9 protein-coding genes, 1 tRNA gene and 1 pseudogene are annotated in these 13,715 nt (G+C 73.2%); 6 read left to right on the top strand and 5 right to left on the bottom strand.

What is annotated here, in order from left to right; translation table 11 throughout:
* A pseudogene (locus AB0A74_RS32000) lies at nucleotides 1-1,707 on the bottom strand (hypothetical protein); the annotation flags it as partial.
* A gap of 289 nt (nucleotides 1,708-1,996) precedes the next feature.
* Between AB0A74_RS32000 and AB0A74_RS31995 the strand changes: the two are divergent.
* Entirely contained in the window at nucleotides 1,997-7,945 is a 5,949-nt protein-coding gene (locus AB0A74_RS31995; RefSeq protein ID WP_358255336.1) for a PA14 domain-containing protein, read from the top strand.
* Nucleotides 7,946-7,992: 47 nt separating this feature from the next.
* On the opposite strand, the gene AB0A74_RS31990 is transcribed toward AB0A74_RS31995, so the two are convergent.
* Complete coding sequence (locus AB0A74_RS31990; RefSeq protein ID WP_358255334.1) at nucleotides 7,993-8,355, bottom strand: ADP-ribosylglycohydrolase family protein; 363 nt, start codon at nucleotides 8,353-8,355, stop codon at nucleotides 7,993-7,995.
* A gap of 263 nt (nucleotides 8,356-8,618) precedes the next feature.
* Nucleotides 8,619-9,188, bottom strand: a complete 570-nt coding sequence (locus tag AB0A74_RS31985; RefSeq protein ID WP_358255332.1) for a hypothetical protein — start codon at nucleotides 9,186-9,188, stop codon at nucleotides 8,619-8,621.
* Between the two features lie 68 nt (nucleotides 9,189-9,256).
* Between AB0A74_RS31985 and AB0A74_RS31980 the strand changes: the two genes are divergently transcribed.
* Nucleotides 9,257-9,328: transfer RNA gene (locus tag AB0A74_RS31980), tRNA-Asn, on the top strand.
* Nucleotides 9,329-9,530: 202 nt separating this feature from the next.
* Here AB0A74_RS31980 and AB0A74_RS31975 read toward each other — a convergent pair.
* Nucleotides 9,531-10,229 (bottom strand): NIPSNAP family protein, encoded by a 699-nt coding sequence (locus tag AB0A74_RS31975; protein ID WP_358255331.1) that lies wholly within the window; start codon nucleotides 10,227-10,229, stop codon nucleotides 9,531-9,533.
* An 85-nt stretch (nucleotides 10,230-10,314) separates the two neighbouring features.
* Between AB0A74_RS31975 and AB0A74_RS31970 the strand changes: the two genes are divergently transcribed.
* The 4 genes from AB0A74_RS31970 (at nucleotide 10,315) to AB0A74_RS31955 (ending at nucleotide 13,364) form a co-directional block, all read left to right on the top strand.
* Entirely contained in the window at nucleotides 10,315-11,283 is a 969-nt protein-coding gene (locus tag AB0A74_RS31970) for a helix-turn-helix domain-containing protein (RefSeq protein ID WP_358255330.1), read from the top strand.
* Nucleotides 11,284-11,320: 37 nt separating this feature from the next.
* Nucleotides 11,321-11,701, top strand: a complete 381-nt coding sequence (locus AB0A74_RS31965) for a VOC family protein (protein ID WP_358255328.1) — start codon at nucleotides 11,321-11,323, stop codon at nucleotides 11,699-11,701.
* A 118-nt stretch (nucleotides 11,702-11,819) separates the two neighbouring features.
* A complete protein-coding gene (locus AB0A74_RS31960) occupies nucleotides 11,820-12,254 on the top strand; it encodes a hypothetical protein (RefSeq protein ID WP_358255326.1) in 435 nt (144 codons plus the stop codon).
* Nucleotides 12,255-12,539: 285 nt separating this feature from the next.
* Nucleotides 12,540-13,364 carry a hypothetical protein gene (locus AB0A74_RS31955; protein ID WP_358255324.1) on the top strand — a complete coding sequence of 275 codons (825 nt, stop codon included), beginning with the start codon at nucleotides 12,540-12,542 and terminating at the stop codon, nucleotides 13,362-13,364.
* Here AB0A74_RS31955 and AB0A74_RS31950 read toward each other — a convergent pair.
* The gene (locus tag AB0A74_RS31950; protein ID WP_358255322.1) at nucleotides 13,352-13,699 is read right to left on the bottom strand and encodes a hypothetical protein; all 348 of its coding nucleotides are present in this window, start codon (nucleotides 13,697-13,699) and stop codon (nucleotides 13,352-13,354) included. The two genes, AB0A74_RS31955 and AB0A74_RS31950, sit on opposite strands and share 13 nt — an antisense overlap.
* Nucleotides 13,700-13,715 lie beyond the last annotated feature (16 nt).

Below are 13,715 nucleotides of genomic sequence, written 5' to 3'. Positions count from 1 at the left end.
TGCGACGCACGCCGCCCCGCCCGCGTTCCCTCGAACCCGCACTTTTCTAGGCCGACCACGTCCCGGGGCCGACGCGCTGAGCAGGCTGCCGCGCGCCTCGACCGTGGGCGCGAGCCGGAACGCCGCGAGGCTCAGCCGCGCCGAGCGCGCCGGGTCCTCGGCCCGCACCGCCGCCACGTCGCCCGCCACCTTCTGGGACAGGGCCGTGTCGCGCTGCCGGTCGGCGGTGCGGCTGGTGTCCACGGCGTGGACCGACATCCCGACGGCCAGGACCAGCAGCGCGGCCAGCACCCCGACCGCCTGCCGCATCCGCCGCGTGCCGCGCCGGGCCGCCGCCAGGCTGGCGCCCAGGAACTCCCGTTCGGCCGAGGTCAGCGCGGCGTCGTTGCCGTGCGCCCACTCGCGCGCGGCGGTCAGGCGCGTCCCGCGGTACAGCGCGCCCGGCTCGCGGTCCACCGCCTGCCACGCCGCCGTGGCCTCGGTGAGCGCGCGGTGCACCCGCAGCCCCTCGCGGTCCTCGTCGAGCCACTCGCGCAGCCGGGGCCAGGACCGGAACAACGCCTCGTGACTGATCTCGACCCGGGACTCGTCCACGGTCAGCAGCCGCGCGGCGGTGAGCCGTTCCAACACGGTGTGGTGGTCGTCGTCCAACTCGGTGCGCGGCACCCGGCGGCGGTTGTAGGTGGTGTCCTCGACGGCGGTCAGCCGCAGGAACAGCCGCCGCACCAGCCGTTCCTGGTGGTCGTCCAGGGAGTCGTGGATCTGCTCGGCGGTGTTGGCGATCGCCTTGTCGATGCCGCCGGCGGCGAGGTAGCCACGCAGCGTGAGGGTGTTGCCGCGTCGTCTTCGCCAGGTCTCCAGCAGCACGTGCGACACCATCGGCAGCACCCCGGGCTGTCCGGTCGCCTCGCTGACCAGCCGGGTGACCAGCGCCGACTCGACCGCGCAGCCCACGCGGGCGGCGGGGCGCACCACGGCGTCGCGCAGCTCGTCGGTGCTCATCGCCCCGACCGCGAAGTGGCCCGACCGCACCACGGCGACCAGGTCCGGGTGGCGCGCGCAGTGGGCGTAGTAGTCGGCCCGCACGCCCAGCACGACCTTGCGGCGCTCGCCCAGGACCAACCCGATGAACCGGCGGCGCTCGTCCTCGTCCGCGCAGAGGGTGAAGACCTCCTCGAACTGGTCCACCACGATCAGGACGTCCTCGCCGGGCGGCACCCGCGCGGCCCACTCCGCCAGGGGGTGCGCGCCCGGCGTCAGCACCACCGACGGCGTGCGCGCCGCCAGCCCGGCCCGCAGCAACGACGACTTGCCCACGCCCGACGCGCCGAACACGACCACCACCCGGCAGGCGGCGACCCGTTCGACCAGCTCGGCGAGCACGCTCTCCCGCCCGAAGAACCGGTCCGCGTCAGACGTCTGGAACGCCGCCAGCCCGACGTAGGGCGCGGCCTCCCCGTCGTCCGCCGGCGCGGGTTCGCTCGCCAGGTCGCGCCAGCGCCGCTCCCACTCCGCCGGGTCGCCGCCCAGCGCGTCCACGAGCGCGAGCGTCACCGGCAGGGTCGGCAACCGCCGGCCGCTGGTCGCCTCGGCCAACGTCGAGGCGGCATACCCCGCCTGCGCCGCCAACGCGCGATAGGGCGGATTCCCCGCCTTTTCCCGCAACGCCCGCAAGTCTTCGGCGAACTCCGCCAGGTCGTTGTCCACCAAGCCCCCCAGTGCTCCGTCGTTGCGCCCAGCCGGAGCTGAGCCGGTCGGCGCACGCGCCTGACCGCCGCGGCGGCGGGTTGTCGTTCGGTGCTCGTCCCTCGAACCCGAACACGCCGCTCACGGCCACAATCCTGGCACCGGACGCTGGGGGGCGGTCCAGACCTCCCCGGCTGCTCGCACCCGACACCGGAGGGGCACTTTGATCCATCCCGTAAGAACCCAAAAACGCCTTAGACGCGCATTCGGCGTCGTTGTCCTGTCTTTAGCGCTCACCGCCTCCTTAGCCGTGGACACGGCCCCACGCGCCGCCGCGGCACCCGAAGGCCCGGCCCGGGTGGACCCGCGCGAGGTCCCGGGACTGCCCAGCGCGCAGCCCGTCGAGCCCGCGCCGCCGGAGGTCTCCAGGGCCGACTTCACCCCGCTCGCCACGCGCGACACCGGCAGCCGGTTCGACCCGCAGCGGTCCAGGCTGGTCAGCCGGGACGCCTTCACCGAGGAGTACGAGAACCCGGACGGCACCCGCACCGTCAAGCAGTCGTCGCAGCCGCTCAACGTCCGCGACGCCGCCGGCCGGTGGCAGCCCGTCGACACCTCGCTGCGCTACGACTCCCGCGCCAAGCGCGCCACCCCGGTGCGCCAGGGCCTGGTCCCGTCGCTGGCCGAGCACGCCGACGACCCGTCCCTGGTGTCGGTCGACGTCGAGGGCAAGCGCGTCTCCCTCGGCCTCGCCGGCGCCGCTCCCAGCAGGCTTGAGGTGGACGGCAGCAAGGGCCACTACCGGGACGTGCTGCCCGGGACCGACGTCGAGTACGAGATCACCCCGGGCGAGGTCAAGGAGACCCTCGTCCTGCACAGCCGCCCCGAGCGGGCGCAGTGGCGCTTCCGGCTCGACGCAGGCGGGTTCACGCCCGAGGCCGCGCCCGACGGCACCGTCCGGTTCACCGACGACAAGGGCGCGCTGAAGCTGGTCATGCCGCCGATCGAGACCTGGGACTCGACGGGCGACGAGAACACCCCGCCCGCCACCACCGGCGGCGCCTACACCCTCGAACGGGACGGCGACCACTGGGCGCTCACCGTGTCCGTGGACCGCAAGTGGCTGGACGACCCCGCCCGCGAGTACCCGGTGCGCGTGGACCCCACGTTCTCCTTCGGCGTCGTGGACTCCGTCGCCTACCGCACCGACGGCACCACGTGCCAGAACTGCGGCCTGCGCATCGGCAACAGCCAGGCGGCGGGGGACACCTACAACCGCAGCGCCCTGCGGTTCGACTACTCCTCGCTGTACGGCAAGACCGTCGTCGGCGCGCGGGTGGACGTCACCCGCAACACCTCGGTCAGCGGGTCGGTCAAGACCTGGGACACCAGCCTGTTCCACGCGTCCGCGCTGAACTTCGACGGCCTGGGCGCGTTGCTGGCCACCGGCCTGGTCGGCGACGTCGGCTCGTTCGCCGACCCGCGGCTGACCGGGTTCCTGCGCCACGTCGTGGACACCCGGCAGGCCGCCTACCTCATGCTGGTCGGCAGCGAGGTCCCCGGCACGTGGACCTACAAGAACCTCCACGCCACCCTGACCGTGGACGTGGGCACCGCGCCGCCCGCGGCCGTGCTGGTCTCCCCGCCCGACGGCGGCGTGCTCACCTCCCTCACCCCGACGCTGAAGGTCAACCTGGCCAAGGACCCCGACGGTGACGTGGTGAAGTACTGCTTCACCGTGGCCACCGGCCCGGACGCCCGGTCGGGCGTCGTGGTGGACTCCGGCTGCCTGGACCACCCGAGCTGGACCGTGCCGGAGAACGTGCTGCACGACGGCGTCGCCTACACCTGGCAGGCCACCACCTACAGCGGCGCGACCACGACCGCCGCGCCGTGGGTCGGGCACTTCCGGGTGGACCAGCGCATCGGCTCGCGCGGCCCCGCCCCCGACGACACGGCGGGCCCGGTGCAGGTCAACCTGGCCAACGGCAACGTCACCACCACGGCGGCCGGGCCGACGTTCACCACCGTGGGCGGCAACTCCGGCCTGAGCTTCACCTACAACTCGCAGCAGGCCGAGCCGAAGGGCCTCAAGACCTCCTACTTCACCGACCTGTCGCACAACGGCATCATCAACCCGGCCCAGCAGCCGGTGCTGGTGCGCACCGAACCGCAGGTCAACGTGTACTGGGGCACCGACTCGCCGTTCGCGCCGGCGCTGGCCCCCGACTGGTACGTGGTCCGCTGGGAGGGCTTCTTCCAGGCCCCGGTCGCGGGCTCCTACCAGTTCGCGGGCGCGCACGACGACGGCCTGACGGTGTGGCTGAACGGCGGCAAGGTCTACGAGGTCAACGGGTACAGCGACGTGAACTGGACCCAGTCCACCGCGGTCAACCTGGCCGCCGGCCAGCGGGTCTCGATCAAGGTTGAACTGGCCGAGAAGACCGGCCCGTCGCAGCTGCGGCTGTTCACCCGGACCGCGGACGGCGCGGTGCCGCCGCAGATCGTGCCCGCCGGGTGGTTCCACGCCGCCGACCTGCCCGCGCTGCCCAAGGGTTGGACGCTGTCCAGCGACATCGACGGCGACGGCCTGGCCTACACCGAGGCCAAGGTCACCGACCAGACCGTGGTGCTCACCGACGCGTCCGGGGCCAAGCACACCTGGACCAAGAAGAGTTCCGGCGGCTACACCGCGCCCGAGGGCGTGACCGGCGTGCTGGGCCTCGACGGCGCCGGCAAGGTGACCCTGACCGAGGGCGGGGACGTCTACGTCTTCCGCGTCGACGGCAAGCTGGAGAGCCAGTCGACCGTGGCGGACTCGCGCAAACCCGCCGCGCTGCAGCAGCTCTACGACGGCGCGCCGGCCCGGTTGAAGGAGATCCGGGACCCGGTGTCGGGCCGCTCGCACCGCCTCCACCACAACCGGGCCGGTGACGACTGCTACGGCGGGCAGCCGCTGCCGCCGCACGTGGACCCGCTGCCGCCGTCGCAGATGCTGTGCCGGGTCGTGTACTGGGACGGGTCGCAGACCCGGCTGTACTACTTCCAGGGCAACCTGGTCCGCATCGAGGACCCGGGTTCGGAGGTCACCGACTACGGCTACACGGCCGACCGGGTGCTCAACGGCATCCGCGACTCGCTGATCCTCGACTGGGCGGCCGTTGACCTGCCCAACCGCCAACCGCTGCTCAACGAGCTGTTCCACGGCATCGTCTACGACAGCGCGAGCGGCAAGCCGAAGGCCGTGCAGGTGGCCGAGCCCGCCCCGGCGGTGGGGCAGCCCCGCCCGGCCCGCAACTACCGGTACGACCCGGCCAACCGGCAGACGTTCATCGACCACGTCGGCCTCAGCCCGGCCACCGGGTTCCACACCAAGGTGACCTACGACGACGCCGAACGGGAGCTGTCCACCACCGACGCCACCGGCGTGACCACCCGGCAGACCTGGAACCACAAGGACCAGAAGCTGACCTCCACCGACGCCGCCGGCCGCGTGACCACGACGGTCTACGACCACGCCGACCGCGTCACCGACACCTACGGCCCGGCCCCGGCGTCCTGCTTCGCCGGGCAGCTGCCGACCGCCGAGTGCGCGGCGACCGTGCCGCACACCCGCACCGGCTACGACGAGGGCATCAACGGCCTGTTCGCCTCCTACTACGACAACAACCAGCTCAGCGGCACGCCGAAGGTCTTCACCACCGGCACCGGGGCGACCGACGGCAGCCTGGTCAACGACTGGGCCCGCAACGCGCCGACCGCCGACATCCCGGCCGACGGCTTCTCCCTGCGGCTCTCCGGCGAGATCGTCTTCCCGGAGGCCGGCGACTACAAGCTGCGGCTGTTCGCCGACGACGGCGTGCGGCTGTGGGTGGACGACCGCAACGTCATCGACGACTGGCGCGGCACCACGGCGGTGTGGCGGGAGGCGACGGTCCGCAGCGACGGTCCGGGCAGCGTCAAGCGCCTGCGGCTGGACTACATGGAGGTCGACCAGGACGCGCGGCTGGAGTTCCACTGGACGACGCCGGGCGGGACGCAGCAGCCGGTGCCGGGCGCGCGGTTGCGGCCCCGGTACGGGCTGACCACGTCCACCACGGTCGCCGAGTCGGCGGGCGTGCCGGACAAGGTCACCGCCACCCGGTACGGCGACAACGGCCTCGACCCGGTGTTCGGGCTGGTCACCGGCACGGTCCGGGATCCCCGAGGGGCGGACCTCCGGACGGGTTCGGTGATCGAGGCGCCGGGCGCCGGGTACCTGCGCACCACCGGCAAGACCATGCCGAACGGTGAGCGGATCACCTACGCCTTCTACGGGGCCACCGAGACGCGCGCCAACCCGTGCGTCGCGGGCAGCCCGGCGGTCAACCAGGGCGGCCTCAACCGGTCCATCACCACACCGGGCGGCACGCGCACCGACGAGCAGGTCTACGACGGGTCCGGCCGGGTCGTCGCCAAGGGCACCAGCGGCGACTGGGAGTGCACCACCTACGACGCCCGCAACCGCGTGGTGAAGCGGACGTTCCCGGGCAACGCCGTGGCCGCCGCACGCGAGGTCACCACCGACCACAGCGACCCGCTGACGACCAAGGTGTCCGACCCGTCGGGCACCATCACCACCACGGTCGACTTCCTGGGCCGTGTGGTGTCCTATGTGGACTCCGTCGGGGTGAGGACCGAGACCACCTACGACCGGGCAGGCCGGGTCACCAGCGAGAAGGTGACACCGCCGGCGGGCGGCTCGCAGCTCAGCGAGTACGGCCACGACGACGCGGGCCGGGTGCTGACCACCAGGCTCGACGGCACCGTGCTGGCCACGGCGTCCTACGACCCGGCGACCGGTGAACTGGCCGGAGCCACCTACGCCAACGGTTCGGCGCTGGTGGACACCGCCGAGGACGCGGCGGGCCGCCCGACCGGGCTGACCTTCCGGACCGGCGACGGCCGGCAGGTCGGCGCCACGGTGACCCGCACCCGCAACGGCACCGTCGTGGACGAGTCCACCGGCGGCGCGGACGCCCGCCCGGACGGGGCGAACTTCACCTACGACGGCGCGGGACGGCTGCTCGAAGCGTTCGTCCGCGGTCACCGGTTCGGCTACGACTTCACCTCGACCGCCCACGCCGACTGTCCACAGGGGACTAAACCGAACGCCGGCCTGAACACCAACCGCATGGTGCTGAAGGACACCACCGCGGCGGGCACGGCGACGACGGCGTACTGCTACGACGCGGCCGACCGGGTCGTGGCGACGGTAGGGGCGAACGCCGTCAGCGGCATCAAGTACGACAAGAACGGCAACACGGTCGAGTACACCACCGGCGGGGCCACGACGTACCTGGGCTTCGACGGCGCCGACCGGCACCTGACCGCGCGCACCACCGGTCCGCAGGCGGCGGACGTGTCCTACGTGCGGGACGCGGCCGACCGGGTCGTCCGGCGGGCCGCGAACGCCGGTGACCAGCAGTCGGTCGTGGTCTACGGGCACACCGGCGAGGGCGACACGGCCGACCTCGCGCTGGACGGGACCGGCGCGGTGCTCAGCCGGAGCGTCGTGCTGCCGGGCGGTGTGCTGCACACCGCCGGCCCGAAGCCGGGCTGGGACCACCCGTCCGTGCGCGGGAACCTGTTCCTGACCACGGACGCGACCGGCAAGCAGGTCGGCGACCTGCGCGAGTACACGCCGTTCGGCGAGCCGGTGCGCACCGACGGGACCGTGGACCCCGACGACGTGCCGGACAACCAGCCCGGTCAGATGGACCACGGCTGGCTGGGTCAGCACCAGCGCCCGCACGAGCACGCGGGGGCGCTGTCGATCGTCCAGATGGGAGCGCGGCCGTACAGCCCGCTGTTGGGCCGGTTCCTGTCGGTGGACCCGGTCGAGGGCGGGTCGGCCAACGACTACGACTACGTCGGCGGCGACCCGGTCAACGTGACCGACCTGGACGGCGCGGCGTTCTGGGTGCCCATCATCGCCGGGTGTCTGCGGTGGTGCCCGCGGGTCTGCAAGTGGCTGTGCAAAAAACGCCAGATCCGGGGCAAGTTCCAAAGCGGGGGCATCAAGAACGCGTTCCAGAAGGCCAAGCAGTTGCGTACCCACAAGAAGGTCACCCGTTTCACGATGCACCGCAGGGTGCTGGGGTGCCAGCGGGCCATGACGGAGGCTGGGCTGCACTCGATCAGCCTGCAAGGCGGCCAGATGTTGAGGTCGCTCGCCCTGAGCCTCTTCATGTGCGCGTGGGGGTTCATCGCGGGATGACGTGACGCGCGGGGCCACCTCCTCAGGCGGGAGGTGGCCCCGTGGCGTCAGTCGTCGGGGTAGCGGGCCGGCCAGGCCGGGTCGAGGGCGGCCGGGCCGTACAGGGCTCCGACGATGTTGCCGCACACCGCCGCCGTGGAGTCGCTGTCGCCGTCGTGGTTGACCGACGCCGGCAGCGCGGCGCGTGGGCTGTCCGTGGCCGCGGTCGCGTACAGGGCGATGGCCGGCGCGGACTCGCCCACCGCGCCGTCGCCCCAGGGTTGCGGTCTTCTCCGGCGCGCCCGTACCGCCGCCAGGGCGTCCGGGAGGCCGTGGCCGCGGACCGGACCGTGCACGAGGACGGCCAGGACGCCGGCCGACAGGTAGCCGGACGGGCGGCCGGGCGAGCACCTCAGGTCGGACTCGCTCAAGAACATCCTGGCGTCAAGGCGCGCGCGGTCGTCGCCCGACATGGCAGGCCCCCTGGTAGTCGGTGTGCGGACAGACCTTGGCGCCGGCCCGCCCGCGCCCGTCGCGGATCCGCCGAAAACCCGTTGCCCGAAGCCGTGGTCACCCCGCATGCTTGCCACACACCACACAGGACGGAAGGCCGGAAGTCATGGCGAGCAGGGAGAATCGAGCGGCGCGGCGAATGCGTCGGCGCTCCGCCACCGCCATGTGTCCGTAAGGTCGGTCACCACACCAGGGTGTACTCGTACCAGGGTCCGTCGATCGGTTCGTACCGGTAGCCGTCGCCCTTGGCGTCCTTCGGGCGCGGACCGGGGCAGTGGGCGAACCCGGTCGAGGCGAACAGCGCCCCGGCGTCCTCCAGGGCGAGGAGCGTGCAACCCTGGTCGCCGGTGGTGTACGAGATGGTGTAGATGCCCACCCAACGGTCCTCGACGCGTCGGTCGGGCTGCTCGGCCGCCTCGGCGACCAGCGCCTCCAACCGGCCGCGGTGCAGGTCGAACATGACGCCCTGGACCGAGCCGGCCACCGCGAAGGTCACCGCGGCGACCACCGGCACCAGCGCCAGCGGCCACAGGCGGACCGACGTGCGCCACCGGGGAGCCGGCAGCCCGATCAGACCGATGACCGCCAGGCCGACGGTCATCCCCGCCACGACCACCCAGGCACTCAACGACAGCACGAAAGCCATGAAGTAACCACCGGGAACACTGACCGCCCACAGCGACCAGAGGGCCACCACCCCGGCCGCCCCGACCGGCAACCACCGCCACACCCGCCCCCAGTCGATCCTCACGTGCGCAAGGACGCGCGACCCGAGCCGGGGTTGCCACGTGACGCCGACTTCCCGGTGGCGGACCCCATTCCCCTGAAGTGCACCCGGCCGCACGCCCGACCGTTGATCGGGAGGACCAGGTTCGAACCCTGGCGGGGGAGCCGCCGCCCGAGCCGTGGCCAAGGCTTCCGGGCGGACCAAACGCGCGTGGCCCGGCGGCCACCCGGGACTCATAACCCCGGTCTGCCTGGTTCGACACCAGGACGCGCGACCGGATCGCACGCCCCTGGCCTCCGCTCGGCTGTGGGCGGACGGTGGTGCGTCGAGGTCGCACCACCTCCGGCCGGCCGGCTCGCCGAACGCTCAGCGCAGCCGGGAACGGGCCGTCGGGGTGAGGGTGAGGTGCCGCGTCGGGGCGGTGAGGTGGTCGGTCAGGGCCGGTAGGACCCGGTCGCGCCAGTGCGGGTCGGCGGCCAGTCTGCGTTGGTGGTCGTGGTGGTCGGCGGCGGTGGGGAAGGTCGTCAGGTGGACGAACACCGTTTCGCCGGTGCGGACCGGCAGGGCCGGGAAGGTGTTCTCCGCCGGTTCGGTGCGGAAGCAGGCCGGTGGGGGCGCGCCGGTCGCGGTCAGGACGGGTTCGACCGTCGTCGTGAAGAACTCCGCGAACTCGGCCGCGTCGGTGGCCAGGTGGTGCACGGTCACCGCCACCCGCGAGATCGTCCCGGGCGACGGGAGCGGCAGGGTGTCGGGGCGGGTCGGGCGCAGGAGCAGGACGTCGGTGGTGTCGAGCATGGTGGCGCGGGCGGCGTCGCGGTGGTCGCGCCAGGCGCGGCCGTGGACGTAGAAGGCGGTCAGGGACTCGCGGCGCGCGTCCATGTCGGGGAAGGCGCGCAGCCAGACGAAGCGGTCCGGGTCGTCCAGGTCGCGGAACTGGCCCAGGACCCGGATGCCGACCTCCTCCTGCGACTCCACGAACTCGCGGTCGAACAGGTCGATCAACTCGTCGCGCCGGCCGGGGCGCAGGGTGTACCGCCGCAGCTCCACCACGTTCAGCTTGGTCACGACCGGGGACGATGCCCGAGCGGCCCGGCGGCGACGAGTGGCAGGACTTCCACTGTTCGCACGATTCCTGCCAGACTCGTCGTCCATGGGAGCGGGGTCGGTCGCGCTGGCCGTGGTGGACGACATGCCGTTGTTCGAGCTGGCCATCGCCTGCGAGGTGTTCGGGCCGGCCCGGACCGACCTCGCCGACCCGTGGTACGAGCTGCGGGTGTGCGCCGAGAACCCCGCCGGCACGCGCACCGAGTTCGGGTTCCACCAGCGCGCCGACCACGGTCTGGAGGCGCTGGCCGACGCGGGCACGGTGGTCGTGCCGGCGTTGCCGTACGCGTGCGTCCAGTCGGGTCGTCCCGTGCCGCCCGCGCTGGTCGAGGCCGTGCGGGCGGCGGCGGACGCGGGGGCGCGGATCGTCTCGTTGTGCACCGGGTCGTTCGTCCTGGCCGCCGCCGGGCTGCTCGACGGCCGGCGGGCCGCCACGCACTGGATGTACGCCGCCACCCTGGCCATGCTGCACCCGCGGGTCCGGGTGGACGACTCGGTGCTCTACGTGGACGACGGTGACGTGCTCACCAGCGCGGGCCGCAGCGCCGGGATCGACCTGTGCCTGCACGTGGTCCGCGGCGACCTCGGCGCGCACGTCGCCAACCAGGTGGCCCGCCGGATGGTCCTGCCCGCGCACCGCACGGGCGGCCAGGCGCAGTACGTCGCGCTCGCCGTCCCGGACACCGACGGCGCCGGCCTCGGCCCGCTGCTGCACTGGGCCACCGAGAACCTCGACCGGCCGCTCACCGTGGCCGCCCTGGCGCGCCGGGCGGGCCTGAGCCCCCGCACGTTCGTCCGCCGCTTCCACGACGCCACCGCGACGACGCCGTTGCGGTGGCTGCTCACCCAGCGCGTCATCCGCGCCCGCGGCCTGCTGGAGACCACGGACCTGTCGGTGGACCACGTGAGCGAGCGCAGCGGGTTGGGGTCGGCGGCCAACCTGCGCCGCCACTTCGCCACCCACGTCGGCGTGACCCCGACCCAGTACCGGCGCGCCTTCCGCGCGACCACCTGACGGGGCTCCGGTACGGTCGCGTGTGGAGGTGGGCCGGATGGCTTGTCGCATCGGCGAACTCGTGCTCGGGTGCCGCGATCCCGAGTCGCTGGCGCGGTTCTGGTGCGAGGTGCTCGACTACGTCGTGCTCGGCCGCGAGGACGACGGCTCGGTGGAGATCGGTCCGCGCGCGGGGTTCGGCGGGCCGCAGCCGACGCTCGTCCTCACCCCGGAGGCGCGGCCGGCGAAGGCGAGGTCGCGGCTGCACATCGACGTCAACCCGACCGACCGCGACCAGGACGCCGAGCTGGAACGCCTGCTCGCGCTGGGCGCCCGGCCGGCCGACGTCGGCCAGACCGGCCAGGAGCCGTGGCACGTCCTGGCCGACCCGGAGGGCAACGAGTTCTGCCTGCTGCGCAAGCGCATCGACCCGCTGTGAGTTGCGCAACTTTTTCGTTGCGGCACAAGGGATTTCGCGTCCGATCGGCTGTCAACGCGGGGGCGGTCGGCGTGCCACAGTGAGCGCCGACACCCCCTCTTGGCAGGAGGAACGACGGATGATGCTGTTACGCCTGGCCGGAGCGTTGTGTGCCGCGTTGTTCGCCGCGACGGCGACCGCGACACCGGCGCAGGCCGCCCTCGGACCCGCTCAACCCGTGGACATCCAGCTCCGCGGCTACTCCTCCAGCGGACACGTGACGCAGGTCGGGCACCTGGGCGGCACGATCCGGTTCGACGACGGCAACGCGCTGTACCGGCTCGACGTGACGATGTCGCGGCAGTCGAGCTACGTGGACACCAAGCTGCGCGTCGACGTCAACGGCGCGCCGCACCACTACTTCTACGAGTCGGGGACGCTGAACGCCGACTTCCCGTACCCGGGCACGGTGCAGAACGTGCGCCTGGTGTTCGAGGGCCTGTACTTCGACGGGGCGACGAACACCGCGAAGACCGTCACGCGCAGCGCCTTCTACGACAACCCGTACAACTGAGCGGGGCCGCGCCCCCCGGGCCGACCGGGGCGCGGGTCGAGGCCGGCCGACCACCACACGAGCCACCCCGACCCCGCCGCGCCCACCGCGCGCACCGCCGGCGTTTGTGGGTCGTTCGACCGGCAGCACGTCACCCCCGCCACCCCTACGGTGGGGCCTCCTCGAACAACCGGCAGCAGGAGGAGGTCCGGCCTTGACGCCCGCGCCCGACCCACTCGTCGCGCGGTTCGAGCGCTTCCAGGAGCAGGTGCACCGGCAGGGCGGCGAAGGGTTGCTCGACCTCTGATGTCCGACTTCCTGCGGGCCTTCCGCGACTCGCTGCTCAACCCGTGGGGCCTGACCGGGCTCGCCATCGTCGTCGTGTTCCTGGTGGTGCGGCGGTGGTTCCACCTCCGCGCGCACGACAACGCCCGCGCCGCCCGGGTCGCCGCCCTCACCCCGCCGGCGGTCGAACTGGGCGGCCGGGTGACCGGTCCGGACGGCGCGACCGCGTGGTCGGCCGGGCTGCGCGGACCGATGGCGGACGAAGCGACCGGCGTGCCGGGCAGGCTGTTCCCACGGTCGCGTCCGGGGTTCGACCTGGCGATGGACTTCCGGCGCGGGCCGTGGCACGTGCGGGTGACCGAGGCGTCCGTGCGGACGGCGGTGGTCGCGGGCGCCGGCGCCCGGTGGGACCGGGAGCACCGGATCGAGGTGGCCACCACCGCGCTGCCCGCGATGAAGCTCGTCCGGCCGCCCCGCCACGACCACCGCGGCGTGCCGGTCCCGCCGCGGGAGGACCGGCGTTCGGGCTGGGCCAGCCGGCCCCCGGCCACCGCGACCGCGTGGCACCCGCTGCCCCTGCCCGACGCCTTGGCGGACGACTTCACCGCCTTCGGCGCCGACCCCGCCGCCGCCCCGTTCACCTTCGACGGCCTGTGGTGGATCCTCGAACGGGAGAACGCGCTGCCCGTGTGGGCCCGGGAGGTCCGGCTGACCTTCGAGGGGGGCCTGGTGTACGCGATCTTCCCGCACCCGGTCTACCCGGACGACCTCCTGGCCGTGGTGGACACGATCGTCGGCCTCCTCGACCGCACGCCCGGCGTCCGACCGAGGCCTCAGGGCTCGTAGCGGAACGAGGCCTGGCCACTGCGCACGCACACGGCCCCGCCCACGCCCTCCGAGGTCTGGAACAACGACACCTCGGCCTGGTACCGGCCGATCCGCGTGAAGTCCATGCCCTGCACCGGCGTCGCCCGCAGGTAGTCGTCCACGTGCAGCCGCGCCACGCCCTCCGCGTCGGTGTCGGCCGACCCGGCCAGCGCGCCGCCCTCGGGCGGCCAGCCGACCCGGAACTCCAGCACCAGCCCGGCGACCGGCTTGCCGCCGTCCACCGCCCTGGCCTGGAGGTCGAGGTCGGCCGCGGGCGCGCCGCCGCCCCTGATGACCACCGGTTCGACGGTCACCGTCGTGTCGCACGTA

It is taken from the genome of Saccharothrix sp. NPDC042600, from assembly GCF_040647305.1.
Classification (GTDB): domain Bacteria; phylum Actinomycetota; class Actinomycetes; order Mycobacteriales; family Pseudonocardiaceae; genus Actinosynnema; species Actinosynnema mutabilis.
This window is presented reverse-complemented; position numbering and strand designations above follow the sequence as displayed.

Coding starts and splice junctions, on each gene's coding strand:
- AB0A74_RS31970 (WP_358255330.1), top strand. CDS start 10,315: ATGGGAGCGGGGTCGGTCGCGCTGGCCGTGGTGGACGACATGCCGTTG.
- AB0A74_RS31960 (WP_358255326.1), top strand. CDS start 11,820: ATGATGCTGTTACGCCTGGCCGGAGCGTTGTGTGCCGCGTTGTTCGCC.
- AB0A74_RS31955 (WP_358255324.1), top strand. CDS start 12,540: ATGTCCGACTTCCTGCGGGCCTTCCGCGACTCGCTGCTCAACCCGTGG.
- AB0A74_RS31965 (WP_358255328.1), top strand. CDS start 11,321: ATGGCTTGTCGCATCGGCGAACTCGTGCTCGGGTGCCGCGATCCCGAG.